We start from the raw sequence: 25,418 nt of genomic DNA, 5'->3' as shown, positions 1-25,418 counted from the left end.
CGAGGCAAAGGGAAACCGGATCAGTATGGAACAGGGACGTGAAAATATGCAGGGCGCGGTCCGCAGGTTAGGGAGAACGGACCGCAACCATCACGACCGTCAGATCATGGCGAGAGATAGCTTGCGTTTCGGAGAAGGGAAAGCGCCGTCAAGCGTTTTGAGATCCGCATCCGTCAGGCTGATCTCCAGACTGGCAAGATTTCCCGCCACATGCTCCGGAGATGCGGCCTTCGGAATGGCCAGAACATTCGGCCGACGCAGCACCCAGGCCAGAGCAATCTGCGCCGGATCGGCAGGCCCGAGCGACGTCTCGTGCCGTGATGCCACCTCTCTCAGGGCCGGATGCTCCAGAAGCTCCCCACCTTGCCCGAGCGGCGAATAGGCCATCGTCACCGTTCCGGATTTCAGATCATGCTCCAGAAGATCGAACTCCGTCCCTCGGTGCTCCAGATTATACAGAACCTGATTGACCAGACAGTTCCCGGAGAGGTTTTCGACCTCTTCCATGTCATCGACATCGAAGTTCGATACGCCCCAGCCCCGGATCAGACCATCGTCCTTCAGATCCTCAAAGGCCTGGATTGTCTCGTCAAGCGGCGTCCCCCCATGCCAGTGCAGCAGATACAGATCCAGCCAGTCCGTATCCAGATGCTTCAGGGAACGCCGGCACGCCTCATGGACTCCGTCATAAGACGCATTGGACGGCACGACCTTGCTGACGAGATAAACCTCGTCGCGCACATCCGCGATGGCTTCCCCGACCAGATCTTCCGAGCGGCCGTTGCCATACATCTCGGCCGTATCCACAACCCGCAGACCAGCTTCAAGCCCTTTTCGCAGGCTCTCTATTTCGCTGCTGCGCCGTGAAGCGCTGTCGCCGATATTCCAGGTTCCCAACCCCAGTGCCGGAACCGTAACACCATTCCTGAGCGTGACTGTTTTCATGACCGTCTCCTGTCCGTATCCCCAGACCCATGTCTCTAGACAACGACAGGATCAGCCGTCTGTTCCCTCACAATTCCACTGACCTTCAGAAGGTCGCGCAGCTTTCGCACGATGGGGAAAACCTCGACGTTGTGATCCCCCCCCAGATCCCGCCAGGCACTCTGCTCCAGTTCCATGATCTCCCGGTCTTCTTCAAAGATCCGGTTCGTGAAAACGCCCAGCGCGGGCCAGATCACATCAATCAGGAATGGCGTTTTGGGGCGCAGCACCGATAGCAGACCAAACGTCTGCGTGCTCATGCCATCTGCACTGTCCGGAACATAAACACTGAACAGCTCCATGATCAGGTCGCCATCCTTGTCATGGATTTTCAGGCTCTGATACGGATAGGTCGTGCGGATACTGACGATTTCCTCAACCGGCTGCTCCCGGCCCGGATCATCGTGGTGCTTGCCGAAAATCAGCCGCTCCGCCAGAGGCTGCTGGGTGCCGCTGCGTGCGAAACTATAGCGCGCCTCAATGAAGCCCTCGCCCGCATCCTGCCCCAGAAAACGCGCCTTGATCTGCCCCATCTGGCGGCGGTGCAAGAACTGATGGTTCATGTCCATCAGGTTTTCATGCATGAACGTGTAATGGCATTTCACGACAGGGCTGAAATGCCGCGTCTTGAATGCCGGATTGTCCACCTGCGCCAGTGCCGGCAGGGGAACGCTTTCCGCTTTCGCCGCATCACCGGGAAAAATGAAAATCATGCCGCCCGCTTCACGGCAGGGATAGGTCCTCACACCGTTCGGAAGCTTGCCCTTGCCCAGATACGGCACGTCGATGCAGCGGCCCGAACGGCCATACGCCCAGCCGTGATAACAGCACTGAACAGCCTCACCGCTGACCTTGCCCAGACTGAGCGGAACCTGCCGGTGCGCGCACCGGTCTTCCAGCGCAAACACGCTGCCTTCCGAAGGCCGTACCAGCGCAATGGGATGACGTCCGAACCGACGCCCGATCGTCTTCCCGCGTTTGAGATCCTTCGACCACGCCAGCGGATACCAGAAATCAGGATTGATATCGACGCGACGCAAATCGGTTTTCAGAGGATCAGGGGAAGAATTCGTGGGGTCCGGCACAGTCAGGCGTCCTCTCCAGTGACATGAAAGACGCCCCAGATCAGACGGCCCCTTCCATCAATGGGTTCAGACACAGTTTGAAACCTTACCCTGCCTTTTTCCAGCCTCGCTCTTCCTGTTTCCAGTACACGAGACTGTGACCAGAGGATTTCATCGCAATCCAGCGGTCTCTTGCCCGCTGCACGGATTGCAGATTGCCACCATCAAACAGATCGAAAATCCGGGTGAAGGGCGCGAAATCATTCTCCCCCGCCCCATCGACCCGAAACAGGAAGCGCGCCCCATTCGGCACGTCTTCGCCTTCCGTCAGCCAGATCGGCTGCCGGGCCGCATGACCGTTCTTTGCAGTCCCATGCGGAAGCCATACCGGGTCCCGACACGCCCAGAGCGCCGTATCCAGCGCCATGACCGCCGCCGCATCCGGACAACGCACGAGCGCGCGCTCTCCCGCCTCCAGCGTCCGGCCCAGAAGGGCCGGAAGCGCCTCTTCAAGCGGCGTACGCGTCAGATGATAGAACCCGACATCCACAGCGTGATCCCGATCCTCAGGCGCTGGCTTCATGCGCCTTCACAAAACGGTCCAGCAGCCGCACGCCAAAGCCTGTCGCGCCCTTCGGTGCAATGGCGGACGCCTTGGTCTTCCAGGCCGTCCCGGCGATATCGAGATGCGCCCAGTCCGTGTCACCCACAAAGCGCTTGAGGAATTCCGCCGCAAGGATCGCGCTGCCCGGACGCCCGCCGATATTCTTCATGTCGGCAATATCGGAATCGATTTCGCGGTTATAGGCCTCGCCCATCGGCATCCGCCACAGACCTTCACCCACCTGCGTTCCGGCTTCCGAAAGCCCCTTGGCCAGCGCATCGCTGTTGCTGAACAGACCGGCATTTTCATAGCCAAGGCTGACCACGATCGCGCCCGTCAGCGTGGCGAGATTGACCATGAGCTTCGGGTTGAACCGCTTGCGCGTGTAAGACAGCACATCCGCCAGAACGAGACGCCCTTCCGCATCGGTATTGAGGACTTCGATCGTCTGCCCGTCATAGGCCCGCACGATATCGCCCGGACGCTGCGCCCCGCCGGACACCATGTTCTCAACCAGCCCGACCACACCGATCGCATTGACCGGCGCCTTGCGACGGGCCAGCGCACTCATGAGGCCAATTACGGTCGCAGCGCCGCCCATATCGGTCTTCATCTCGTCCATACCGGCCGCGGGCTTGATGGAAATGCCACCACTGTCGAACGTCACACCCTTGCCGATGAACGCCAGAGGCGCCTCGCTGCCACCGCCATTGTGACGGACAATCACCGTCCGCGGCTTGTGAACACTGCCCTGCGCCACACCCAGAAGCGCACCGAAACCAAGCTCCGTCATGGCGCTTTCGTCCAGAACCTCAACCGTCAGGCCAAGCTCACGCAGGTCTTCAATCCGCTGCGTAAAGCTCTGAGGATAAAGCACATTCGGCGGCTCGCTCACGAGATTGCGCGTCAGGATCACACCCTGCGACACCGCATCCAGAGCCGTCCAGCGTGCCTTGGCTACCACCACGTCCGACACCGCGACGGTCAGCGCCTTCAGGACCGGACGCCCCCCGGGTTTCTTGGTGCGATACAGGTCGAAATCATAGGACGCCAGACGCGCGCCCAGCCCCGCTTCCGGAGCAAACTGTTCCAGCGCCCCGGACACGACCAGGACCGCGCTTTCAACGCCATCCAGCAGCCGCACCGCCCGACCCGCAGCGTTCTCGACCGCCACGGCATCCACAGCGGCGCCACCCTTCGGCATCACCCCGGCGAGAACGATCTGCGACAGCCCCTCAGCCGGAGCCGGCAGCACCACGCTCTGTCCGGCTTCCCCCTTGAAACCTTTGAGGGCAACGGCGCGCGACACCGCACCGGCCGTCGCCTTGTCCAGCGCCGAGAACGTCTCGCCACCGACAGTCTCGCACAGCAACACAACCGCATGGGGCGCATCTGCTGAAAAAGCAGGAAGGGAATCGAAAATCACTGAAAGCATGATGGCCCTGTCGTCTGGAACATGAAATCGTCAGCTCCGTTATCGGAAACACCGCCCCGGCATACAAGCCCTCCCCCGAGAAAGACCTTCCATGCGCCGCACCGCCCTGAAGATCCTGCTCTGCTCCGCCGTCGCGCTCGGCCTCCCGAAAGGACATGCCGCTCCCACAGCGCCCCGGATCACCGAAATTACGCCCATCCTGATCGGCAAAAGCCCGGTAACCCTGCACCCGAAGGGCTTTCCCGCCATAACAGTCACGCCGTTCTGGCGCGAAAACGGAAACGCATGGGGCTATCATCTCTATGCCGTCACCACCCCCGATGCCGAACAACCCGATCAGGCCGACCTCGTGGACAGACAGGACGCGGCCCCTAACGCTCCGCTCGCCGACATGCTTGCGGACAGTCCCCATACCGGCGAAGACGCAATCCAGACCGTCCATTTCGCCACGGCCCGGGTGAACGGAAAATCCAGCCTTCTGCTGTTCATTGCAACGCGCGATATGGGCGGCCATCCCGTCCCGCAGCCCAGCCCGGCGCATGTCCGGATCTATCAGCTGACACGCGAAGACGGCGAACCCGGCACCACGGCGTTCACTTTCAGGCCCCTGTCCACAATCGCATCCCCGGTCACGACCTGCCATGCGGACATCGCCCTCCGCGCCGCGACAAAAATCCCGTTCGCAACATGGAACGGCCCTCATGAACCTGTGCCGACCTGTCCGCAGTAAAACCGCCTGTATCAGCACATGACGCAAAAGCCTTCTTGGAGTAGTCTGGACGAATGACTTCCGCTTCCCTCATTACCGTCCCCGCGAACGATGACCGCGCCCTTCTGGATCTGGCATTCCGGCTCGCCTCCGAAGCCTCGGACATCATCAACGCTATCCGCGCACGCGGTTTTCGCACGGACATCAAGGACGACGCCTCCCCCGTCACGGAAGCGGACCACGCATCCGAACATCATATCCTCTCCGGCCTGCGCGCGGCCTGTCCGTCCATTCCCGCCATCGGCGAGGAAGAAATGTCGGCCGGGATCCGCGTCATCGCAGGAGACGCCTACTGGCTGGTCGATCCGCTGGACGGCACTCGGGGTTTTGCATCGGGTGGCAGGGATTTCACGGTCAATATCGGCCTCGTCCGCCATGACCGCCCGGTTCTGGGCGTTGTGGCGCTTCCCGGTTACGGACTGATCTACAGCGGCGGTCAGGGCCTTGGCGCTCACCGGTGGGACGGCACCCACAACACCCCGATCCGGACCGCAACACCGTCTGCCGAGGGCCTGCGCGTGCTGGCCTCCAGCCATCATGGCGACCCGGAACTGCTGGAACGCTGGCTGGCGGGACGAAAAGTCGCGTCCATCGACAAACTGTCCTCTTCGGTCAAATTCATGCGCGTCGCGGAAGGATCGGCGGATTTCTATCCCCGCTTCGGCCCCACCATGGAATGGGACACCGCCGCTCCACAGGCCATTCTCGAAGCCGCAGGCGGCGCCCTTCTGGATGCGGACAGCCAGCCCCTGCGCTATGGAAAGCCGGGCCGACTGAATTCATCCTTTTACTGCACGGGAGGTGCATCTTGAGCGACACGCCGCATACCGAACGCCTGACAGCCACGCCCGAAGGTATCCGCCGCGCGGCGGAGCTTCTGAAAGCCGGAAAGCTTGTCGCCTTCGGTACCGAGACCGTCTACGGCCTTGGGGCCATCGCCTCATCCGACACCGCTGTCGCCCGAATTTTCGCCGCCAAGGGGCGCCCGCGCTTCAACCCGCTCATCAGCCACCTGCCCGATGCCGAAAGCGCCTTCGCACAGGCGTCGCTCAGCGGCAGGATGAAGGAAATCGCCCATACACTGGCCGAGCGGTTCTGGCCCGGCCCGCTGACGATGGTGCTGCCCCGCTCCCCGAACTCGACCGTCTCGGACCTCGCCGCCGCCGGGCTCTCCACCCTCGCCCTGCGTGTGCCGCGTGGAAAAACGGCACTGGCGCTCCTGCGCGAAGTGGGCGCGCCAGTTGCAGCACCATCCGCCAACGTCTCGGGCACCGTCAGCCCGTCCGACGCGTTCCACGTCCTGCGTTCGCTTGACGGCCGGATCGACGCGGTTCTGGATTCCGGCCCCTGTTCCATCGGCGTGGAAAGCACTGTGCTGGACCTGACCCGGAACGTGCCGGTTCTTCTGCGTCCGGGCGGAGTCACGCTCGAGGAACTGAACGATCTGTGCGGCCCGATCCGCCATCCGGACGATTTCGCCGAAATCGCACCCGCCTCTCCCGGCAGACTGGCTTCGCATTATGCTCCCAGCCTACCCGTCAGGCTGGACGTGACCTCCATTGCGCCCGACGAGGCCCAGCTTGCTTTCGGTCGCCCGTTTCCTGGCGCGGGCCTGACATGGAACCTGAGCGAAAGCGGCAATCTTGAAGAAGCAGCGGCCCGTCTTTTCGCCGGACTGCGTTTTCTGGATGCAGAAGGCAGCCGACGCGGCCTGAAAACCATTGCTGCACAGACGATACCCCGTCACGGGCTGGGCCTCGCGATCCGTGACCGTCTGCGCCGCGCGGCCGAACCCCGCACCGATACCCACGCAGACACCATGGCACCGTCCTGAGCATGGCCCGTGCGCCGGATCCCAAAGACATCGACCCGAGGGAAATCAAAATCCTCTCCGATATTCTGGCGCTGGTGCTGGACGAGCAGCCCGGCCATGCCGCCACGGCGCTGGAACGGATCCGCCAGATGGCCCGCCGCGACGGCGTCACGGGCGGCGCACTGAAAAACCTGTTCATCACGCGTATCGGCACCATCGCCCAGCGAGACACCGCAACGCGGGAAAGAGGCCTGCGCGAGCGCGTTCAGGATCTGGAACACCGCCTCAGCCAGAGCGAAACCGATACCCGCGCTGCCCAGCTTCGGCTCGGGCGCTGCCAGATGGACATGGGACTGCTCCAGGTGGAAGTGGCCACCTTCCGGATGCAGAAACCCTGGCGTTATATCGCCCTCGCCTTCGCGGCGGGTGCTGGCCTTCTGGTCGGTATTGCCGGAACACAACTCTATCACAGCCTGTCGGCCACAAGGGTGCCCATCGACCGGGCCGCCTATCTGCGATAGAAACTGTTTCGTTTTTTCGCCTTCCTCCCGCCACGCGCTAGGGATAGATGAAGGGCCATGGCCTCATCCTCCGGTACTTCCGGGCGGCAGATCCTGCCTCTGCTCGACCGCTACATTCTCCGTCAGCTCCTCATCGCCCTGCTGGCGCTGACCGGAGGTGCAACAGCCCTGATCTGGCTGACCCAGTCGCTGCATTTCGTCTCGATGGTGGTCCAGCACGGCCTGTCACTGCGCGTGTTCATCCAGCTCACCTCGCTGATGCTCCCGACCTTCATCGCCGTCATCCTTCCGATCACGACCTTTCTCGTGGTGCTGTTCACCTATCAGCGAATGGTCGGGGACCGGGAACTCACGGTCATGCGCGCCGCCGGGCGCTCCCCGCTGGAACTGGCCAGACCGGGACTGCTCTGCGCATTTTTCTCAGTGGCGCTGTGCTATACCCTGACCCTGTGGCTCGCCCCCGTGTCCTACCATGCGTTTCACCGCTACGAATTCCAAATCCGCAACCGCATGGCGGCCTTCCTGCTTCAAGACGGCGTCTTCACCAGCCTTTCCGGAGACATGACCGTCTATGTGCGTGGGCGGACGAGTGACGGACAGCTTCACGGCGTCTTGGTCGAAGACGACCGCAATCTCGATTCCCACACCACGATCCTCGCGGAGCGCGGCACCATGGTCGTGGTAAACGACCAGCCCCGCGTCGTCCTCTATGACGGCTCGCGTGAGGAAATCGACCGCCATACCGGACGACTGAACGTCCTGACCTTCGGACGCAACACCATCGACCTGACCTCAGGGCGCCGGAACAGTCACGAAGACAGGGACCCGGACGAGATGTCACTCCACGAACTGTTTCATCCCGACCCTCACGAAGTCTCCGAACGCGATCGCGGCAAAAACATCGTCGTGGGCTGGCGACGGCTTACCTCTCCCCTGACTGCCTTGTCCTTTGCGATGATCGGTCTGGTCACAGTGCTGCGTGGCGCGTTCTCCCGGCATGGCAATATCACCCGCCCCCTGACCGCCATCCTCACGGTCGTCGGTCTGCTGGCCCTGTCGCTCATGCTCCAGAACCTCGCCGGACGACATCTTGCGCTGGTGCCGCTCATCTGGCTTGAAGCCCTCCTGCCCGCAGTCGTCTGCGCCGTCCTGCTGTTCCTCGAACAGTGGACCGGAAGCGTGAAGCAGCCTGTCCCCCTGACTCCTTCGCCGGAGGCCTCCCGATGAGAAGCATCGCCTCTCCGCGTCTGGGCCCGTGGCTGACATCGCTGTTTCAGGTATTCAGCACCCGCGACGACCACGCCGGCTTTTCCACGACCCTGGCTATCTATATCGCCCGACAGTTCATGCTCAGCACCCTGTCCATGGTGCTCGCCCTGACCGGACTGGTCTCGCTGTTCGATTTCATTGACCTGCTGCGCCGTGCGGCCACGCGCCCCAATGTTCCGGCCAGCCTCGTCGTCAAGATCGCGGCGCTGCATGTGCCTTACTACATCATCTATGTCCTACCCTTCGGCATCCTGCTGGGCGGGATCGTCTGCTTTTCGCGCCTGACGCGCTCGTCCGAACTCATCGTCGCTCGCGCTGCCGGCATTTCTGCCTGGCAGTTCCTCGCCAGCCCGCTGGCCTGCGCGCTTCTGACAGGCCTGCTGACCACAACCGGTATTTCCGCCCTGTCGTCGAACATGTTCCGCAGCGCCGAGATGCTGGATCAGACCTATCTTCGCACCGGCGGAGGCCCCCTGACGCTGAACGGTGGCGCCCTGTGGCTCAGACAGTCCGATGACGGGCTGGTTCCTCACGGCGTTGCGATCCTGCACGCGCAAGACGTCCATCTCGTCAACGGCGCATTGAACGTTTCCGGTGTTTCAATCTTCCGCCTCGACGACCGGGACCGCCTGATCCTGCGCGTCGAATCTCCCAATGGCGCTCTGGGCGACCACCAGTGGCTGCTGCACGATACCTCCGTACTGCACCCCGATCACCTGCCCCAGAAGATCGGTGACATGACCCTCCCCTCCGACCTGACAGTCGGTCGTGTACAGGAAAGTTTCGCCTCCCCCGACACGCTTTCGGTCTTCGCGCTTCCGGGGTTCATCAACCTTCTGGAACGCTCGGGATTCCCCTCGATCCGGCACAGACTTCATTTCCAGTCGCTGCTGGCCCTTCCCATTCTGGCCGGGACCATGGCATTGGTATCTGCAGGCTTCTCGATGCGTCCGACACGGCGCGGCGGCGTAGCCCGGATGCTGGGATCGGGAATTGCCGCAGGCTTTGCGCTGTTCACCATCTCGAAAGTGGCCGAACAGTTTGGTGAATCCGGTGCGTTGCCACCGGTTCTTGCGGCATGGGCGCCGACAGGTGCGGGGCTCTGCCTCGCCGTGGCGCTTTTGCTGCACATGGAGGATGGTTGATGACGGTGCCCCTGTGGCTCCCAGCACGCGCTCGCAGACGCGCTTCGTTCGTCGGTGCCACACTGATGGCTGGAACCGCGCTCGTGGCGCCGCAGAAAATGTCTGCCAACACGATGCAGCGTGACAACTCCCATATCATCGTCGTCGGAAAACCCACCTCCCAGACTGATCCACTGACCTATCTCGCCGATAGCGAAAGCTATGCGAAGAACGGTCTGATCACATGGGACGGCAATGTGCGCGTCTGGCAGGGCGACCACGCCATGCGCGCGGACCGCGTGACCTATGACCGCAGCACCGGCATCCTTTCGGCAAAGGGTCATGTCGCGGTCGTGGAACCCGACGGCAGCACGACCTATGCCGATTATGTTGAGTTCAGCCACGGCATGCATGACGGCATCGGCAGTGGCATCTATATCCGCATGGAAGACAACGCCAAACTGGCCGGCAACGGTATGCGCCGTACGAACGGAATGCTCAATGACCTGACGCACGCCGTCTATACGGCCTGCAAAATCTGCGAGAAGAACCCCGATCTGCCGCCGTTCTGGCAGTTCCAAGCCTACGACGCGACGCAGGACGTACAACACAAGCGGCTCGAATTCGATCACGCCTGGCTCAAGATGCTCGGCCTGCCGGTCTTCTATTTCCCGTTCTTCTCCATGACCGACCCGTCCGTGAAACGCCAGAGCGGCTTCCTGATGCCGGGAATCAGCCCGCATGACCGCTATCTCGGCACCTATTTTACACTCCCCTATTTCTGGGCGATAGATGAACAGCAGGATCTGACGGTCAGGGGCCTCGTTTCCACCAAAACCGGCCCGGAACTGACCGCGCAGTACCGCAACCGTCTCAACTTCGGCTCCATCGATGTGACCGGCGGCGTCGCCTACGACACCCATGACGAAAACCGCTACACGAACACCTTCGGCAACAATGTCGGTTCGTCCAACGAATACGGCATTCAGGGTTATGTATTCGGTCGGGGCAATTTTGCCCTCAATCGCAACTGGCAGCTCGGCGCCAACATCAACGTCGCCAGTTCCGCCAACTACATGCGTGACTACCGCGTTCCCGGCTACGGTCAGGAAATGCTGAACTCCAACCTGTTCCTTGAAGGATACGGCGTCGGCTCCTACCTGCGCTTCGATGGACAGGCCTATCAGGGCCTGAACCAGGGCGTCATCCGCAACTCGGATCTGCCCTGGGCTCTGCCGCGACTGACCTATGCATTTCAGGGGCAGCCTGACATGTTCGGAGGTCGACTCAGCGTACAGACGACCGATTTCAACCTGTACCGAAAAAACGGCATCAACGATCAGCGTGGCCAGGCCGCCATCCAGTGGGACCGTCCGTTCCATAACAAATTCGGCCAGCAGTTCCTGCTGACGGCGCGGATCGATTCGATGGTCTATCACGCCACGCAGGCCTACCAGCAGCCAACCTACTACATGAATGCCGGCGGCAACCATCTCGTGGGACAGGTCCAGCCGACCATCGCCCTGCGCATGAACTGGCCGTTCCTCCGCAGCTTCGCAAAGGGACACGGCTCCCAGATTCTGGAACCCATTGCCCAGATCATCGCCGCCCCCAACACCGGCAACTCGCAGAACCGCCACCTGCCCAACGAAGACAGTCTGTCCTACGAGTTCACAGACACGACGCTGTTTTCCCTCAACCGCTATCTTGGAACCGACCGTCTTGACGGTGGCCTGCGCGCCAATGTCGGCATCCACCAGAACTGGTCTTGGAACGGCCATGCGATCGATATGCTCGTCGGCGAAAGCTTCCAGCAGCATATCGACCATAACCGCCTGCCCTATTCCGGCCTCGACCATCACCTGTCTGACCCGGTGGCCCGCCTACGTGTCAGCCCGAACCAGTATGTGGATGTGACGGCGCGAGGCCGCTTCAATCCCTGGACCCACCAGTTCGATTACGGCGAAGGCCTGATCAGCACAGGCGTTCCGATGTTCCGCCTGACGGGCGGCTACGTCTATGCTCCTGTGACACCGTACTATTATTATGCAACGAACTTTCGCGAATACGGCCCGAACGCGCCGTACATGGTCAAAACCAGCGAAGTGACAGGCGGGTTCTCAACCCACTGGCGCAATTATCATGCATCGGGTTTCTTCCGCCGCAGCCTGTCCCGGAAACAGTTCGTCGCCAACGGCGGCACAATCGGCTATTCCAATGACTGTTTCGGGCTGGATATCATGTATATCAAACAATACACCCGTATCGGCGGCGAACAGCGTAACGAGACCATCCTCTTCAACTTCACGTTCAAGACGATCGGCACCTTCGGAATCAACGGTTGAGCATGTCCAAGACCCATTGCACCGCATCCACGGCCCTGGCTGTCCTTCTGGCTTTCTCGGCCACTCTCCCGGCTATGGCCGCTCCGCACCACAAGGCGGCCACGAAACCTGCCGCCACCAAAGAGGCCGCGGCCCCGGTCAGGCCCCCGGAAGACCAGATCCTTGCCGTCATCAACGGCCAAGTTCTCACGCAGCGTGACGTGGATAACCGCGCAAAGCTCTTCGTGCTTTCAACCGGCCTGCCCATCAGCCCGGAAATCATGGGACGCATGCGCGGCCAGATCATCCATCAGCTGATCGACGAACGCCTGAAAACACAGGAAATCCTCAAGCGCCACATCAATGTGGAGCCTGATCAGATTGCAGCCGCGATCGCCAATATCGAGCAGCGCAACGGGATGCCCAAGAACGCCCTGCGCAACCGTCTTGCTTCGGACGGCGTCTCGCTTACGACACTGATTGACCAGATCCGCGTTCAGATCGGCTGGATGCAGGTGCTGCGCGAAAAGCTCGGCGAAGAAGGTCGGATTACGGCAACCCAGATCAGCCAGCGCGAACAGGCGCTCCAGGCCGAACAGGGACGTGCCCAGTATTTCATGAGTGAAATTTTCGTCCCCGTCGCCGATCCCCGCCATGACGACGCCGAACTCGCCTTCACCAAAACCATCATCTCCCAGCTCCGCGAAGGCGCACCGTTCCCGATCGTGGCGGCCCAGTTTTCGCAGGCCCAGTCTGCCCTTGATGGCGGCTCCATGGGCTGGGTGCAGGAAGACAACCTCGACCCGCAGGTCGTCAACATCGTGCGCCAGATGCCGATCGGCGCCATCTCCAATCCCATTCAGGTCGCGGGCGGCTTCGTAATCGCCACCGTTCAGGCCAAGCGCGTGGTCGGCAAGCAGATGGGCACCCAGCTTGACCTGAGACAGGCATTTTTCCCGTTCGATGCCCCTCTGAACCCGCAGAACCCAACCGAACAGCAGCGCGCAGCCCTGCAGAAAGCAACCTCTGCAGTCCAGACGGTTCATAGTTGTGACGCCATGGAAGCGCTCAACAAGTCTCTGGGTGAAAAGCGCCCCGGAAATCCCGGTTCGCAGATTCTGGAGCGTCTTATGCCCCAGATGAAGTCGGTTCTCGAATCGCTGCCTCCCAACAAGGTCAGCCGCCCGCTGGTCTCTATGGACGGTATCGCCCTGCTCATGGTCTGCAACCGGCAGGAAAAGAACCTGGCGCAGCAAAGCCCCAGCGAAATCGCAGATCAGCTTATGAACGAACATGTCGAGCAGGCCTCACGCCAGCTTCAGCGTGACCTCCAGCGCCGCGCCATCATCGAGATGCGCCCTGCCGCCAAGGCCACCAACTGACGTGTCTCTCCCCCCACTGCGCGACACCATCCAGATCCATGGTCTGGATGCCAAGAAATCCCTCGGCCAGCACTTCCTCCTTGATCCGGGCATCTGCGCCCGGATTGCAGGCCTCGGCGGCGACCTGACCGGACGCAGCGTCATTGAAATTGGCCCCGGCCCCGGCGGCCTGACCCGTGCCTTGCTGGACACGCCCGCCACCCGCGTCGATGTCGTGGAAATCGACGAACGCGCCTGGCCCCTTCTGGACGAACTGGCGACCTACTATCCGGGCCGCCTGCACGTCGTCCGCGAAGACGCCCTGAAGCTGGACGCCTCCACCCTCGCCCCCGCCCCACGCCAGATCATCGCCAACCTGCCCTATAACGTCGCAACGCCTCTCTTGGTCGGATGGCTGCGACAGGCCGTACAATGGGAACGGCTGTCGCTGATGTTTCAGCTCGAAGTCGCCGAGCGGATCTGCGCGGAACCGGGTAGCTCGGCTTACGGACGCCTCGCGGTGCTGGCCCAGTGGTGCGCCACATGCTCGGTCGCCCTGCGCATCCCGCCCGGAGCGTTCTCCCCCCCCCCAAAAGTCCACTCCGCAGTGGCCGTCATCATCCCACACGCCGAGCAGCCGTCCCCGCAATTGTTCCGCGCCATGGAACAGGTCACGGCCGCAGCTTTCGGACAACGCCGAAAGATGCTGCGCTCGTCGCTGAAATCCATTGGCGGCGAACGCCTTCTGGAAAAAGCTGGGATCGAGCCGACCCGCCGCGCCGAAACCCTCTCGGTCGCCGAATTCGCACGGCTGGCTGAACTCAATCTCGCCAGCCGCTGAGAACTCTTACCGGTTCGCGCTCTCCCGTTCACGCTCGAACATATAGTCCCGCGTGAACGGCACAGCGTCGATGGATCGCGTCAGCTGAAGCTGGAAGTTCATGTGCCCCTGCACCCGGAACGACAGTTCTGCCCCCACCAGATAGAACTCGAACATCCGGACAAACCGCTCGTCATACAGCGCCCGGATTTTTTCACGGTTGGCATCAAAGCGCTTGCGCCATTCCGCCAGCGTGCGCGCATAATGCAGACGCAGCACCTCACAGTCCGTCATCCACAGCCCCGACCGCTCAATCGCTGCCAACGTCTCGCTCAGGGCCGGTGAATACCCGCCCGGAAAAATGTATTTCTGGATCCAGGGATTGGTCGTGCCTGGCCCGTCCATCCGTCCAATGGAGTGGATCAGCGCCACGCCGTCCGGCTTCAGACAGGCCTTCACTTTCTGGAAAAAAGCCTCGAACTGCGGCGGCCCCACATGTTCGAACATGCCCACCGAAACAATCCGGTCAAACTGCTGATGCAGATTGCGGTAATCAATCAGTTCAAACCGGACCTGCCCGTCAAGCCCTGCCTCCTTCGCACGCTGCCGCGCCACACCAAGCTGCTCGCGTGACAGCGTGATACCCAGAACCCGCGCGCCGTAATCCTTCGCCAGCGTCAGAGCCATTCCGCCCCAGCCACACCCGATATCCAGCACATCAAGCCCCGGCCGATCCAGATTGAGCTTGGACGCGATATGCCGCTTCTTGGCAGCCTGCGCCTCCTCCAGCGTCATGTCCTCACGCTCGAAATATGCACAGGAATACTGCCGGTCCTCGTCCAGAAACAGATCGTACAGCGTACCGTTCAGATCATAGTGATGCGCCACATTGCTTCGGGATGTCTTCAGGGAATTCAGCGTCTTCCAGGCCCGGGTAACATAACGCAGACGATCCTCGATTTCTTCGAAGACATGACCATGACTGTTGATGTTTTCCATCAGAACCGTCAGCAGCGTTTCAAGCGTACATCCGTCGGGTACGATGCTGCCCGCCATGTACTCCTCACCGAAAGCAAGACCGGAATTGACGATCAGGGCGCGTTCGGCCTGCTTTGTCCGAAGATGCAGGCCAGCCTCAAGTCCCGGCTTTGATCCGCGATAGGTGCGGACAATACCATCGCTAAATACGACTCGCAGGCTTCCCGTCTGAATGAATTTCCGCAAGACAAAATCCAGAATCCGCTTCATTCCGATCTCCTGTTTCCAATACCGGGAAAAAGCCTCAGCGGGCCTGTAGTTGTATCCTGCCAGTCAAATGGACATAAAAAAACCCGGCTCGGGAATATTCCCGGCCGGGTTCTTCAGAACGAGATCAGCGGTAAAAGCCTCAGGCTTCTTCCGATGCCTCGCCAGCTTCGGCAGCAGCCTCTTCGGCAGCATTCTCAGCCTGCAGGTCACCAAGGATGTTTTCATCCTCATCCTGCACGCCGATTGCTTCGCCACGAGCCTGACGCTCTGCTTCTTCAGCGGAACGGGCAACGTTAACCGTCAGCGGAATGGAAACTTCCGGATGCAGCACAACGCGTGCTTCCGTCAGGCCAAGCTGCTTGATCGGGTACGCCAGAACAACCTGCTGACGCGAAATCGTCAGGCCGGCATCCGTAGCGGCAACCGCGATGTCGCGGGTGCTGACAGAACCATACAGGCTGCCACTGTCGCCAGCCTGACGGATGACAACAACGGACAGCTCGTGCATGCGCTCGGCAAGACGCTCGGCCTCTTCACGCTTCTTGAGGTTCTGGGCCTCAAGCTGGGCGCGCTCGGTCTCGAAACGCTTCTTGTTGGCAACCGTGGCGCGCATGGCCTTGGCCTGGGGCAGCAGGAAGTTACGGGCATAGCCCGGCTTCACGTGCACCAGGTCACCCATCTGGCCGAGATGCTCGACCCGCTGCAGCAGGATCAGTGCGGTCTGGGACATGATGCTCTCCTCAGTTCACAACGTAGGGGAGCAGGGCGAGGAAACGGGCGCGCTTGATCGCCTGCGCCAGCTCACGCTGCTTCTTGGCCGAAACGGCCGTGATGCGGCTCGGCACGATCTTGCCGCGCTCCGAAAGGAAGCGGCTCAGCAGACGCACGTCCTTGTAGTCGATCTTCGGGGCATTGGCACCGGAGAACGGGCAGGACTTGCGACGACGGTAGAACGGACGACGTGCGCCAACTGCCGTGCGACGGGCAGCGGGGTTCACTTCGTTTACGTCGGGAGTGATGGTGTCAGACATGATTCTTACTCCGCTCCAGCCGTCTCGCGAACATCGTCATGCTCGCCACGTGCACGATATTCCTCACGATCTTCGCTGCTGCGACGTGGACCGCCACGGCCGCTCTCGAAACGACCAGCCGGCTTGGAGCCGCCACGGAAGTTACCGCGATCGCCACGATCGTCGCTCTTGCGAGCCAGAACCGGAGAGGGGTTCTCGTCGATCTCGTCAACGCGCAGCGTGAGAACGCGCAGCACGTCTTCGTTCAGGCCGAGCTGACGCTCTACTTCGCGCAGCGTGTCGGGGGTGCAGTCAAGGCCCAGCAGGACGTAATGGCCCTTGCGGTTCTTCTTGATGCGGTATGCGAGGGAACGCAGGCCCCAGAACTCACGCTTCTGGATGGAACCGCCGTTGTCCTTGAGCAGGGTTTCGATGGTCTCGACCAGGGTTTCCACCTGAGCCTGCGACACATCATTACGTGCGATGAGCACGCTTTCATACAATGGCATGAAGACTCCCTTCGGATTGGGTCAACCCGCGACTGGTCCCGGCCCATGCCGGAAACAGGGCCCATGTTTCAGGGCACGGGTATAGCCGGTGCGATGCCACATCGCCCGGCAGGGAAAGGCGGCATTAATCACGCACAGCCCCCAAAAGCAAGCCTTAACTCAGAGTCGCTTCAGCCTTTCCGGCACATATTCGTCTGGAACGTCCCATGTTTCAGACACGATATGCCGGACGGAAAATCCCGCCCGACGATAATTCGGCAGTGCATTGGGATGGTCCAGCGTGCAGGTATTGACCCTCAGCCTCCAGCTCCCTGCCCCGAACGCCCGCGCAACGGCATGGTCCAGAAGCACCCTTCCGAGCCCGCGCCCCATCGCCTGCGGCAGAAGACCGAAATAGGCCAGATTGGCATCCCCGCCCTGCCTCAGATCCAGCTCATAGAAACCCGCCGGTTCGCCGCGGCTGTCACGTAGAACCATGAAATGAACGGCTGGATCGTGGAGGATTTCTCCCAGTTCCGCATCCGGCATCGACCGGCGCATCCACCAGCAGTAATCCTGCCCGACTGTCAGATACAGAAAGCGGTAGAGCGCGACTACCTCATCCCCCGTCATACGGGAGAGAGAAAACCCCTCCGGCAGAACCGGAGACGGCCGGGACGAACACACCTCCAGAAAAGTGACATCCACCGCAAGACGGGTGGATGCCCCTTTCGGCCTGAGCCAGTCCGGCAACACCGCCGCGCGCTCTCAGGCGGCTCAGTTGTCGTCGAGGAAGGAGCGCAGCTTGCGCGAACGGCTCGGATGCTTGAGCTTGCGCAAAGCCTTCGCTTCGATCTGACGGATACGCTCACGCGTGACGTTGAACTGCTGGCCCACTTCCTCAAGGGTGTGGTCCGTGTTCATGCCAATGCCGAAGCGCATCCGCAACACGCGCTCTTCACGCGGCGTCAGGGACGCCAGAACGCGTGTCGTGGCTTCACGCAGATTCGTCTGGATCGCAGCATCCAGCGGAATAACGGCCGTCTTGTCCTCGATGAAATCACCGAGATGGCTGTCTTCCTCGTCACCAATCGGCGTCTCAAGCGAGATCGGCTCCTTGGCGATCTTCAGCACCTTGCGGACCTTTTCAAGCGGCATGCCCAGCTTCTCGGCCAGCTCTTCCGGAGCCGGCTCGCGCCCGATTTCATGCAGCATCTGACGCGACGTGCGGACCAGCTTGTTGATCGTCTCGATCATATGGACCGGAATACGGATCGTCTTGGCCTGATCCGCGATGGAACGCGTGATCGCCTGACGGATCCACCAGGTCGCATAGGTCGAGAACTTGTAACCGCGACGGTACTCGAACTTGTCCACGGCCTTCATCAGGCCGATATTGCCTTCCTGGATCAGATCCAGGAACTGTAGACCACGGTTCGTGTATTTCTTAGCGATCGAGATCACCAGACGCAGGTTCGCCTCGATCATTTCCTTCTTGGCACGCGTGGAATCACGCTCGCCACGGGAAACGGTCGCATAGACGCGGCGGAACTCGCCAACCGGCAGGCCCGTCTCATGCGACAGCGCCGCAATCTCGCCACGTAGATTGCGCAGCTGGTCCATGTGCTTGGTCGTCAGGTTCTTCCAGCCCTTGCCTGGCAGCGCGGAAATGCTGTCCAGCCAGGTCGGATCCAGTTCGCGGCTGCGATACTTGATGAGGAAGTCATCGCGCGAAATCTTGCAGTTCTCGGCCAGACGCATCATCCGGCCTTCAACGCCGTTCAGCTTCTGGACCTGCATCTTGATCTGCGCGACCAGTTCCTCGATCCGGTTGTTGTGCAGATGCACCTGCTCAACCAGACTGACCAGCTCATGACGCAGCTTTTCATAGGTCTGCTCAGACTTGTCCGAGTGATCCTCGCCGCCCGTCAGGGCTTCAATACGCTTGATCTGGATCTTGCGCAGCTTGTGATACAGCGGCTCGATGGCTTCAAAACGGGCCAGGATTTCCGGCTTCAGCTTTTCTTCCAGCGCCGACAGGGACAGGCCACTGCCCTCCTGCTGCTCGCCGTCGCCCTCTTCGCTCTCGTCCTCGGCCTTGTCGTCCTCTTCGGACGCCTCATCACCCTCTTCACCCTCGACCGCATCCGGGTCGGGACCACCCCCCTGACTGGCCTCGAGATCCACGATGTCACGCAGGAGCATCTCGCCGTCCTTGAGGCGCTCATGCCAGGAAATGATGGCGCGAATCGTCAACGGGCTCTCGCACAGGCCGCCGATCATCTCATCGCGACCCGCCTCGATCCGCTTGGCGATCGCAATTTCGCCTTCGCGCGACAGCAGCTCGACCGAACCCATCTCACGCAGATACATCCGGACCGGATCATCCGTGCGGCTGGCAGCCTCGGCATCGACGTTGCCCCCCTGAGGGCCTTCGGCTTCCTCGGTCTCAGCTTCGGCTTCCTTTTCAGCAGGGCCCTCGGCTTCGTCCTGTTCCTCGTTCTCGATGACCTGAATGCCCATTTCCGACAGGGCCGCCATAATGTCCTCGATCTGCTCCGAAGACATCTGGTCCTGCGGCAGGACCGCATTCAGTTCATCAAAAGTGATATGCCCGCGTTCACGCCCTTTGGCGATCAGCCGCTTGACGGCAGCGGACTGCGTATCAAGGAGAGTGGTATCCCCCTCCTGTTCCTGCGCGTTCCGATCCGTTCCAGAGGCTGTTTTCGTCGCCATTCGTCTCTCCGTCAACTCCGCCGCGAGTTAGCAATCCGGCAGCGTGCAGGTGGTCGATCCTTCGCCCGAAGTCAAGATTGCGGCTCCAAAGAATGCAACCTTTCGGGAATAAAAGTCGTTCCGATTCCATTTCTTTACAACAAGCCCTGCCGCTACATCAGTCCAGTCACTCTCCGACTCTCTCTCCGCTTTTCAAAGCGTCGCGCACACGCAGCCGGGTCATAAGCGCACTGGGGAAGCGCAGTCCGCTCTGGCCATTCTCGTCCACAAAAGACTCCATGTCACCATTCACCACGGCTTTGGTCACATCTTCTTCAAGAGTGCGCTCGAAGGTCTGAAAATTGACCAAGGCATAAAAATGCCACCAACTTTCAATGACATCCACCGTCAAAACCTCGTCTCGGACCTTCCCGTCTCCCACACTTCGTGGCAACGGCCCGCTTTTCAGCGCCTCGGCCAGATCCGTCAGTCCATGTCCCTCAAGCCACGCCATGCAGCTCTCTTCCGTCAGGGCATCGCGCGCCTCTTCCTGACAGGACCAGTCCAGAAGAGCCGAGCGCAAACGATCCAGATCGGACGGAAGAGAAAGCCCCGCATAGGCCTGTTCCACTTCCGGAAGGATATCGGGATGCCGCAGCAGCATCGCCGTCATGATGTTGAGCCGCTCCACATTCCCCGACTCCACATCGCGCATCGCGCCGGGGGCCTGCGTGGACAGCTTCAGACTTTCGCCACCCTTGCGCTGGAAAGTCTTTTTTCGCCTGAAACGCTCGAAGAACATGTCCAGCAGCGTGCTGCGATATTCCGAAGCCAACGCCCTGTCCGGGATCAGCTTCGACAGCGTCACCAGCTTTTCCCGCAGCGCCGCCCGCTGATCCGGCCCCGGATCGACCAGCCCTGCAGTCAGAAGCCCGAACAGCTCCTCCGCCATGGACGTCGCCCCTGACAAGGCCTCCTGCATGGCCCGCGGTCCACGGCTGCGGATCAGACTGTCCGGATCGTCCTGCGCATCCAGCCGGCAGAAGCGGATCGTCCGCTCCGGTGAAAGCAGCGGCAGCGAAACTTCACACACACGAAGCGCCGCCCGAGCCCCTGCCGCATCGCCGTCCAGACACAGGATCGGCGACGGCGACATGCGCCACAGCAGTTCAAGCTGCTCCTCCCCCATCGCGGTGCCCAGAGGGGCGACTGCCCCCCCAAACCCGGCCTGATCCAAGGCGATCACGTCCATATACCCCTCGACCACCACGAGATCCGCTCCGCGATGCACACCCTCCCGCGCCAGATCGAGATTGAACAATGTCCGCCGCTTGGAGAACAGCGCCGTCTCCGGACCATTGAGATATTTGGGCTGCCCGTCTCCCAGCGTCCGCGCACCGAAGGACATCATCCGCCCCCGCCGGTCCCGGATCGGGAACGTCACACGGTTGAAGAACAGCTCCCCCTTCGGCGCCCCCTGCTCGTCCACCCGCATGACACCCGCACGGATCAGCATTTCGACGCTCACGCCATGCGGCCGCAGTTCGTCCAGCAGCTGCCGCCCGTCCCCTGACCAACCCAGACCAAACCGCTCGATCGTCTGATCCGTCAGGCCCCGTCCACGCAGGTAGGCCAGCCCTTCGCGTCCCTCCGGACGATACAGACGGCGGCGGTAACTTTCCTGCACCAGATTCAGAACATCGCCCAGAGACTGCGCTTCGCGCGCACGCGCCTCGGTTCGCGGATCCGCTTTCGGGACTTCAAGCCCGGCTTCCGAGGCAAGCTGTTCGACCGCTTCGGGAAAACTGCGCCCCTCGCTCTGCATCACATAAGAGATCGCATCTCCATGCACACCGCAGCCAAAGCAATGGAAATGATCGTCATAAATGTAGAAGGACGGCGTTTTTTCGCCGTGAAACGGGCAGCAGGTTTTCCAGTTCCGCCCAGACCTCACCAGCTTGTTGCGGCGCCCGATCAGCGACGGAAGCGGCGTCCTGTTCCGTAATTCATCCAGAAAGGCCGCATCAATTGCCATGGGCAGAAAGAGCCTTTCATGCACGTCAGAGAGAAGAACCATGAGCGCATACAGCGCCAGCGCTCATGTTTAAAGGAAACTTTCTTCCAGAATCCACATCCGTCACACCCCGTTTCAGATTCCTGCCCCTGCCCGGCCTGTTGTTCCGGATGCAGGGTTAAGGCATGCTTAAAGCCCTCTCTCTGCTGCCGGGTGCTCCGGCAGTTTTGAACAACAGGAAGCATTCATGAAAAAGTACCTGATGCTTGCAGCCGCAACCGGCCTGCTGGCGACGTCGCTTACGACAGCGCAGGCAGAACCGGGCGGATGCCTCAAATACGGTGCCGCCGGCGCCGTCGGCGGGCACGTCGCCAACCATCATGGCGTTCTGGGTGCCATGGGCGGCTGCGTGACCGGCATGTATGTGCGTCACCGCTACCGCAAGGAAGCCCGCGCCAAGGCAGCCCTGTACGATCAGGAGCACCCGGGCGCCAAGGGTTCTTACGAAGAAAAGGCAACGGCTTATGACGTGGAACACTCCACAAAGCCCGGCCAGATGACCGGCACGACACCTGCAACCACCGCGCCTGCCGCAACGGCTCCGGCGCAGCCCCAGTAAGCACACCACACCGGGCTTTCTTCAACGGAAGCCCGGTTAGCCCGCTTCAGATCGGAACTGGCACACCATCCCTGTGGTCCTGTGCTTCGACATACATCCGCATGACCGACGGATACCGCGCCCGCGTCACCCGCTCCAGCGCAGAAACCCCCTGCTCGACCTGCCCCGCTGTCAACGTATCCTCCCAGTCCAGCGACAGCAGAACGATGATGCTCCCCGGTCCCCGCGTTTCGGTCACGACCTCGTTCACCCCGACCACACCCGGCAGTCTCATCGCCTCTTTGCGCACATAGGCGTCAATTTCCGGATTGCTCTCCCCGACCAGCAGAGAGCGCGTCTCGTTCGTCAGCAGCACCGCCACGATCACCAGAACCACCCCGATCAGCAGCGACGCAACGCCATCCAGAACATGCCATCCCGTCACAACGGACAAAACCGTAAAGAGCAGCGCGATCATCAGACTGACCAGCGCCGCGCCGTCCTCGAACAGCACGACAAACAGCCCCGGATCGGTACTGCGCCGGATCATGGTCCACAGCGATCCCTTGCCCGATGGCATGGACTTCATGGCCGCCAGAAAACCATATCCCTCCATGCTGCCCGAAATCCCGAGAATGGCCACGTTCAGCCACCAGCCGGGCAGGACATGTTCCAGAATATGGACAGACTCCATCGCCGACGGATGCCAGACCTTTTCCCAGCCCTCATGCAGGGATGCGACGCCACCGCCGACAAACAGCGCCCCCGCCACAACCAGCGTCCAGAAATAAAGCTCCCGGTGATGTCCCAGCGGATGCTCTTTCGTCGCCGGAGCCGCCGCCCGCTTCATCCCCACCAGCAGCAGGATCTGGTTGCCGCAGTCGACAAACGAATGAACCGTCTCCGCCAGCATGGCCGCCGAACCGGTCAGGAGCGCAGCAGCCCCCTTCACGCAGGCAATCCCGAAATTCACCCCCAGGGCAATGAAAACGACCTTCGCTGAACCACCTGCGGACATTCTGGCCTCATTCGTAAAATCCGAACATCAGAGTGATGACCTCCACGCTCCGCTGTCAAACGCCCGTCCCAACAAAAAAGCCGCCCCCGAAGGAGCGGCTTTCTGCATCATGACCTTCTGAACGGTCGATCAGGCCGAGAGATGCGCCTTCACCAGCGCGCTGGCCTTCGCCGGGTCCAGATCCGCGCCGAAGCGCTCCTTCAGAGCCGCCATGACCTTGCCCATGTCCTTCATGCCCGCCGCTTCGGTCTTCTGCACCGCTTCGGCGATCCCGGCCTTCAGCGCGGACTCATCGAGTTCCGGCGGCAGGTAGGACTTGATCGTGGCGATCTCGCCCTCTTCCTTTTCCGCCAGTTCCGGACGGCCACCCTCACGATACATCGTAGCGGATTCCGTGCGGGACTTGATCATGGAGCGCAGGGCGGAAATGATGTCCGTATCCGTCACCTCGGCGCTCTTGGCACGGGCAGCGACATCCAGATCCTTGATCTTGGCCGTGATCCCGCGGATCTGCGCCACCGTCTCGGACTGACCGGCCTTCATCGCCGTCTTGAGGTCATCCATGATCTGCTTGCGAAGCGACATAGCCGTTCTCCTTCATCGGACAGCCCGCAGGAAACTCCCTTGGCGAACTGTCCCTCATTTCTTGAATCGCGGCAAAATCGCACAAAAGCCGGATTGCAACAATCCAGCCTCCGCCGATGCAGCCCGAACACACCATTTGCTGAGCCATTCGGAAAAAACTTCCCACCCCCTCCCGGCATGCAGAACGCACAGTGGGAAAAAACTTCCCATTCCGTTTCCGATCCCTTATTCAGAGGCTCCAGAGTACATCCGGCAGTCAGCAACGGGGCGACCATGGACATCGACAGAATCATCGAAAAAGCCGGAGGCGCGGACGAAATCGCCGCTCTCGCCGGCGTTGGGCTGGAAGCCGTGCGCAAATGGCGCCAGTCCCGCATGGTCCCCACCAAACACTGGCCGGCCCTGCTGCGCGTGCCGGGAATCGCCCTTCAGGATCTGACAGCGGATCTCACCGCACCTCAAACCCCACAAGAACAAGAAAGAGAGACGGACGTGTCCAATCCCTGCCCTCCCGGCGCCAACGCCGCCCTTGTCCTTGCAGACGGGACAGTCCTGTGGGGCCGCGGCTTCGGCGCCCATACGGAAGGCGCCGTCGGAGAACTCTGCTTCTCCACCGGCATGACCGGCTATCAGGAAACCCTGACAGACCCGTCCTTCGCCGGACAGATCGTGACCTTCACCTTCCCGCATATCGGCAATGTCGGCACGAACGCCGATGACAACGAGGCCCCGAAAATGGCTGCCCTCGGTGCCGTCGTGAAGGAGGACATCACGGCCCCCGCAAGCTGGCGCTCCAACGAGCCCCTCGCCGCCTGGCTGAAGCAGCACGGCCGTGCGGGCATCAGCGGCGTCGATACCCGCGCCATCACCCGCACCCTGCGCGACAGCGGCCCACAGACCGCCATCCTCGCCTTCCCGGAAAACGGCCGCATCGACACGGACAGCCTGCTGAACCGCGGCCGCCAGTGGCCCGGCCTCGAAGGCATGGACCTCGCCAAAGAGGTGACTCAGCCCAAGCGGGTCTGGACCGAAGGCGTCTGGGAAACCACCCGCCCGGCCCGGACCGAAAACCGCCGCCGCGTGGTCGCCATGGACTACGGCGCCAAGGACAACATCCTGCGCTGCCTCGTGACCGCCGGATGTGACGTCACCGTCCTGCCCGCCACGGCCACGGCTGAAGAGATCCTGGAACTCAAGCCCGAAGGCGTGTTCCTCTCCAACGGCCCCGGCGATCCGGCCGCGACCGGCACCTATGCCGTCCCCGCCATCCGCACGGTGCTGGACGCAAACGTCCCCGTCTTCGGCATCTGCCTCGGCCATCAGCTCCTCGCACAGGCGCTGGGCGGCAAGACCTACAAGCTGGAGCGCGGCCATCGCGGTGCGAACCAGCCGGTCAAGGACGTCGAGACCGGCCGCGTGGAAATCACCAGCCAGAACCACGGCTTCGCCGTGGACGAAAAGTCTCTGCCTGCGGACGTGAAGGTGACGCATGTGAGCCTGTTCGACGGCTCCAACGAAGGCATCGCCTCCACCACGAAAGACGCCTTCTCCGTCCAGTACCATCCCGAGGCGAGCCCCGGCCCGTCCGACAGTTTCTATCTTTTCGAGCGTTTCGTCGCGGTCATGGACCGTCGCGCTAAAGCAGGAGCCTGAG

The 25,418-nt window shown here is 61.5% G+C and carries 24 protein-coding genes; 11 read left to right on the top strand and 13 right to left on the bottom strand.

Going from position 1 to position 25,418, the window contains the following annotated elements; translation table 11 throughout:
- Positions 1-99: 99 nt before the first annotated feature.
- The 4 genes from GAL01_RS04775 to GAL01_RS04760 form a co-directional block, all read right to left on the bottom strand.
- A complete protein-coding gene (locus GAL01_RS04775) occupies positions 100-945 on the bottom strand; it encodes an aldo/keto reductase (protein WP_062033130.1) in 846 nt (281 codons plus the stop codon).
- Positions 946-980: 35 nt separating this feature from the next.
- Positions 981-2,069 (bottom strand): aromatic ring-hydroxylating oxygenase subunit alpha, encoded by a 1,089-nt coding sequence (locus GAL01_RS04770; protein WP_062033135.1) that lies wholly within the window; start codon positions 2,067-2,069, stop codon positions 981-983.
- Between the two features lie 85 nt (positions 2,070-2,154).
- Positions 2,155-2,631 (bottom strand): DNA polymerase III subunit chi, encoded by a 477-nt coding sequence (locus GAL01_RS04765; RefSeq protein ID WP_062033139.1) that lies wholly within the window; start codon positions 2,629-2,631, stop codon positions 2,155-2,157.
- Positions 2,615-4,087, bottom strand: coding sequence for a leucyl aminopeptidase (locus tag GAL01_RS04760; protein WP_062033143.1), 1,473 nt, complete (start codon positions 4,085-4,087; stop codon positions 2,615-2,617). Before GAL01_RS04760 ends, GAL01_RS04765 begins: the two co-directional genes overlap by 17 nt.
- Positions 4,088-4,178: 91 nt before the next feature.
- Between GAL01_RS04760 and GAL01_RS04755 the strand changes: the two genes are divergently transcribed.
- From GAL01_RS04755 to rsmA, 9 genes are read left to right on the top strand one after another with little or no spacing between them, the layout of a single operon-like run.
- On the top strand, positions 4,179-4,817 hold the full coding sequence (locus GAL01_RS04755; RefSeq protein WP_062033148.1) for a hypothetical protein: 639 nt from the start codon (positions 4,179-4,181) through the stop codon (positions 4,815-4,817).
- 53 nt (positions 4,818-4,870) lie between these two features.
- Positions 4,871-5,668: a 3'(2'),5'-bisphosphate nucleotidase CysQ family protein gene (locus GAL01_RS04750; RefSeq protein ID WP_062033152.1), complete on the top strand. Its 798-nt coding sequence runs from the start codon at positions 4,871-4,873 to the stop codon at positions 5,666-5,668.
- Positions 5,665-6,690 (top strand): L-threonylcarbamoyladenylate synthase, encoded by a 1,026-nt coding sequence (locus GAL01_RS04745; RefSeq protein WP_062033157.1) that lies wholly within the window; start codon positions 5,665-5,667, stop codon positions 6,688-6,690. The genes GAL01_RS04750 and GAL01_RS04745 overlap by 4 nt, the downstream gene beginning before the upstream one ends.
- Before the next feature lie 2 nt (positions 6,691-6,692).
- The gene (locus tag GAL01_RS04740) at positions 6,693-7,190 is read left to right on the top strand and encodes a hypothetical protein (protein ID WP_062033161.1); all 498 of its coding nucleotides are present in this window, start codon (positions 6,693-6,695) and stop codon (positions 7,188-7,190) included.
- Positions 7,191-7,247: 57 nt separating this feature from the next.
- Entirely contained in the window at positions 7,248-8,417 is a 1,170-nt protein-coding gene (gene lptF, locus GAL01_RS04735) for an LPS export ABC transporter permease LptF (RefSeq protein ID WP_062033165.1), read from the top strand.
- Positions 8,414-9,604 (top strand): LPS export ABC transporter permease LptG, encoded by a 1,191-nt coding sequence (lptG, locus tag GAL01_RS04730; RefSeq protein WP_082780218.1) that lies wholly within the window; start codon positions 8,414-8,416, stop codon positions 9,602-9,604. Before lptF ends, lptG begins: the two co-directional genes overlap by 4 nt.
- On the top strand, positions 9,604-11,928 hold the full coding sequence (locus GAL01_RS04725; RefSeq protein ID WP_062033168.1) for an LPS-assembly protein LptD: 2,325 nt from the start codon (positions 9,604-9,606) through the stop codon (positions 11,926-11,928). Before lptG ends, GAL01_RS04725 begins: the two co-directional genes overlap by 1 nt.
- A gap of 2 nt (positions 11,929-11,930) precedes the next feature.
- Positions 11,931-13,289, top strand: a complete 1,359-nt coding sequence (locus GAL01_RS04720) for a peptidylprolyl isomerase (RefSeq protein ID WP_062033172.1) — start codon at positions 11,931-11,933, stop codon at positions 13,287-13,289.
- A 1-nt stretch (position 13,290) separates the two neighbouring features.
- Complete coding sequence (gene rsmA / locus GAL01_RS04715; protein ID WP_062033175.1) at positions 13,291-14,109, top strand: 16S rRNA (adenine(1518)-N(6)/adenine(1519)-N(6))-dimethyltransferase RsmA; 819 nt, start codon at positions 13,291-13,293, stop codon at positions 14,107-14,109.
- A gap of 6 nt (positions 14,110-14,115) precedes the next feature.
- On the opposite strand, the gene GAL01_RS04710 is transcribed toward rsmA, so the two are convergent.
- The 7 genes from GAL01_RS04710 to dnaG all read right to left on the bottom strand — a co-directional run bounded on the left by GAL01_RS04710 (position 14,116) and on the right by dnaG (position 21,584).
- Positions 14,116-15,336, bottom strand: coding sequence for an SAM-dependent methyltransferase (locus GAL01_RS04710; protein ID WP_062033179.1), 1,221 nt, complete (start codon positions 15,334-15,336; stop codon positions 14,116-14,118).
- 139 nt (positions 15,337-15,475) lie between these two features.
- Positions 15,476-16,066 (bottom strand): 50S ribosomal protein L9, encoded by a 591-nt coding sequence (gene rplI, locus GAL01_RS04705; protein WP_062033184.1) that lies wholly within the window; start codon positions 16,064-16,066, stop codon positions 15,476-15,478.
- 10 nt (positions 16,067-16,076) lie between these two features.
- Positions 16,077-16,367, bottom strand: coding sequence for a 30S ribosomal protein S18 (gene rpsR, locus GAL01_RS04700; RefSeq protein ID WP_062033187.1), 291 nt, complete (start codon positions 16,365-16,367; stop codon positions 16,077-16,079).
- A 5-nt stretch (positions 16,368-16,372) separates the two neighbouring features.
- Positions 16,373-16,855, bottom strand: a complete 483-nt coding sequence (rpsF, locus tag GAL01_RS04695) for a 30S ribosomal protein S6 (protein ID WP_062033192.1) — start codon at positions 16,853-16,855, stop codon at positions 16,373-16,375.
- A 159-nt stretch (positions 16,856-17,014) separates the two neighbouring features.
- Positions 17,015-17,590 (bottom strand): GNAT family N-acetyltransferase, encoded by a 576-nt coding sequence (locus GAL01_RS04690; protein WP_062033196.1) that lies wholly within the window; start codon positions 17,588-17,590, stop codon positions 17,015-17,017.
- 21 nt (positions 17,591-17,611) lie between these two features.
- Complete coding sequence (rpoD, locus tag GAL01_RS04685) at positions 17,612-19,570, bottom strand: RNA polymerase sigma factor RpoD (protein ID WP_062033200.1); 1,959 nt, start codon at positions 19,568-19,570, stop codon at positions 17,612-17,614.
- Between the two features lie 166 nt (positions 19,571-19,736).
- Entirely contained in the window at positions 19,737-21,584 is a 1,848-nt protein-coding gene (gene dnaG / locus GAL01_RS04680) for a DNA primase (protein ID WP_062033301.1), read from the bottom strand.
- 226 nt (positions 21,585-21,810) lie between these two features.
- Here dnaG and GAL01_RS04675 point away from each other — a divergent pair, with 226 nt between their 5' ends.
- Positions 21,811-22,182, top strand: coding sequence for a hypothetical protein (locus GAL01_RS04675; protein WP_062033204.1), 372 nt, complete (start codon positions 21,811-21,813; stop codon positions 22,180-22,182).
- Positions 22,183-22,228: 46 nt separating this feature from the next.
- Here GAL01_RS04675 and GAL01_RS04670 read toward each other — a convergent pair whose 3' ends face one another.
- Both GAL01_RS04670 and GAL01_RS04665 read right to left on the bottom strand, forming a co-directional pair.
- A complete protein-coding gene (locus tag GAL01_RS04670; protein WP_062033207.1) occupies positions 22,229-23,179 on the bottom strand; it encodes a cation diffusion facilitator family transporter in 951 nt (316 codons plus the stop codon).
- Between the two features lie 129 nt (positions 23,180-23,308).
- Complete coding sequence (locus tag GAL01_RS04665) at positions 23,309-23,764, bottom strand: GatB/YqeY domain-containing protein (protein ID WP_062033210.1); 456 nt, start codon at positions 23,762-23,764, stop codon at positions 23,309-23,311.
- Between the two features lie 273 nt (positions 23,765-24,037).
- Between GAL01_RS04665 and carA the strand changes: the two genes are divergently transcribed.
- The gene (gene carA, locus GAL01_RS04660; RefSeq protein WP_062033213.1) at positions 24,038-25,417 is read left to right on the top strand and encodes a glutamine-hydrolyzing carbamoyl-phosphate synthase small subunit; all 1,380 of its coding nucleotides are present in this window, start codon (positions 24,038-24,040) and stop codon (positions 25,415-25,417) included.
- Position 25,418: the final 1 nt, after the last annotated feature.

This window comes from Gluconobacter albidus, from assembly GCF_002723915.1.
Taxonomy (GTDB): Bacteria; Pseudomonadota; Alphaproteobacteria; order Acetobacterales; family Acetobacteraceae; genus Gluconobacter; species Gluconobacter albidus.
The sequence above is the reverse complement of the archived record's forward strand: the minus strand, read 5'-3'. Positions and strand labels throughout refer to the sequence as shown.

Coding starts and splice junctions, on each gene's coding strand:
- GAL01_RS04775 (WP_062033130.1), bottom strand. CDS start 945: ATGAAAACAGTCACGCTCAGGAATGGTGTTACGGTTCCGGCACTGGGG.
- GAL01_RS04765 (WP_062033139.1), bottom strand. CDS start 2,631: ATGAAGCCAGCGCCTGAGGATCGGGATCACGCTGTGGATGTCGGGTTC.
- GAL01_RS04760 (WP_062033143.1), bottom strand. CDS start 4,087: ATGCTTTCAGTGATTTTCGATTCCCTTCCTGCTTTTTCAGCAGATGCG.
- GAL01_RS04755 (WP_062033148.1), top strand. CDS start 4,179: ATGCGCCGCACCGCCCTGAAGATCCTGCTCTGCTCCGCCGTCGCGCTC.
- GAL01_RS04750 (WP_062033152.1), top strand. CDS start 4,871: ATGACTTCCGCTTCCCTCATTACCGTCCCCGCGAACGATGACCGCGCC.
- GAL01_RS04740 (WP_062033161.1), top strand. CDS start 6,693: ATGGCCCGTGCGCCGGATCCCAAAGACATCGACCCGAGGGAAATCAAA.
- lptF (WP_062033165.1), top strand. CDS start 7,248: ATGGCCTCATCCTCCGGTACTTCCGGGCGGCAGATCCTGCCTCTGCTC.
- lptG (WP_082780218.1), top strand. CDS start 8,414: ATGAGAAGCATCGCCTCTCCGCGTCTGGGCCCGTGGCTGACATCGCTG.
- GAL01_RS04725 (WP_062033168.1), top strand. CDS start 9,604: ATGACGGTGCCCCTGTGGCTCCCAGCACGCGCTCGCAGACGCGCTTCG.
- GAL01_RS04720 (WP_062033172.1), top strand. CDS start 11,931: ATGTCCAAGACCCATTGCACCGCATCCACGGCCCTGGCTGTCCTTCTG.
- GAL01_RS04710 (WP_062033179.1), bottom strand. CDS start 15,336: ATGAAGCGGATTCTGGATTTTGTCTTGCGGAAATTCATTCAGACGGGA.
- rplI (WP_062033184.1), bottom strand. CDS start 16,066: ATGTCCCAGACCGCACTGATCCTGCTGCAGCGGGTCGAGCATCTCGGC.
- rpsR (WP_062033187.1), bottom strand. CDS start 16,367: ATGTCTGACACCATCACTCCCGACGTAAACGAAGTGAACCCCGCTGCC.
- rpsF (WP_062033192.1), bottom strand. CDS start 16,855: ATGCCATTGTATGAAAGCGTGCTCATCGCACGTAATGATGTGTCGCAG.
- rpoD (WP_062033200.1), bottom strand. CDS start 19,570: ATGGCGACGAAAACAGCCTCTGGAACGGATCGGAACGCGCAGGAACAG.
- dnaG (WP_062033301.1), bottom strand. CDS start 21,584: ATGGCAATTGATGCGGCCTTTCTGGATGAATTACGGAACAGGACGCCG.
- GAL01_RS04675 (WP_062033204.1), top strand. CDS start 21,811: ATGAAAAAGTACCTGATGCTTGCAGCCGCAACCGGCCTGCTGGCGACG.
- GAL01_RS04670 (WP_062033207.1), bottom strand. CDS start 23,179: ATGTCCGCAGGTGGTTCAGCGAAGGTCGTTTTCATTGCCCTGGGGGTG.
- GAL01_RS04665 (WP_062033210.1), bottom strand. CDS start 23,764: ATGTCGCTTCGCAAGCAGATCATGGATGACCTCAAGACGGCGATGAAG.
- carA (WP_062033213.1), top strand. CDS start 24,038: ATGGACATCGACAGAATCATCGAAAAAGCCGGAGGCGCGGACGAAATC.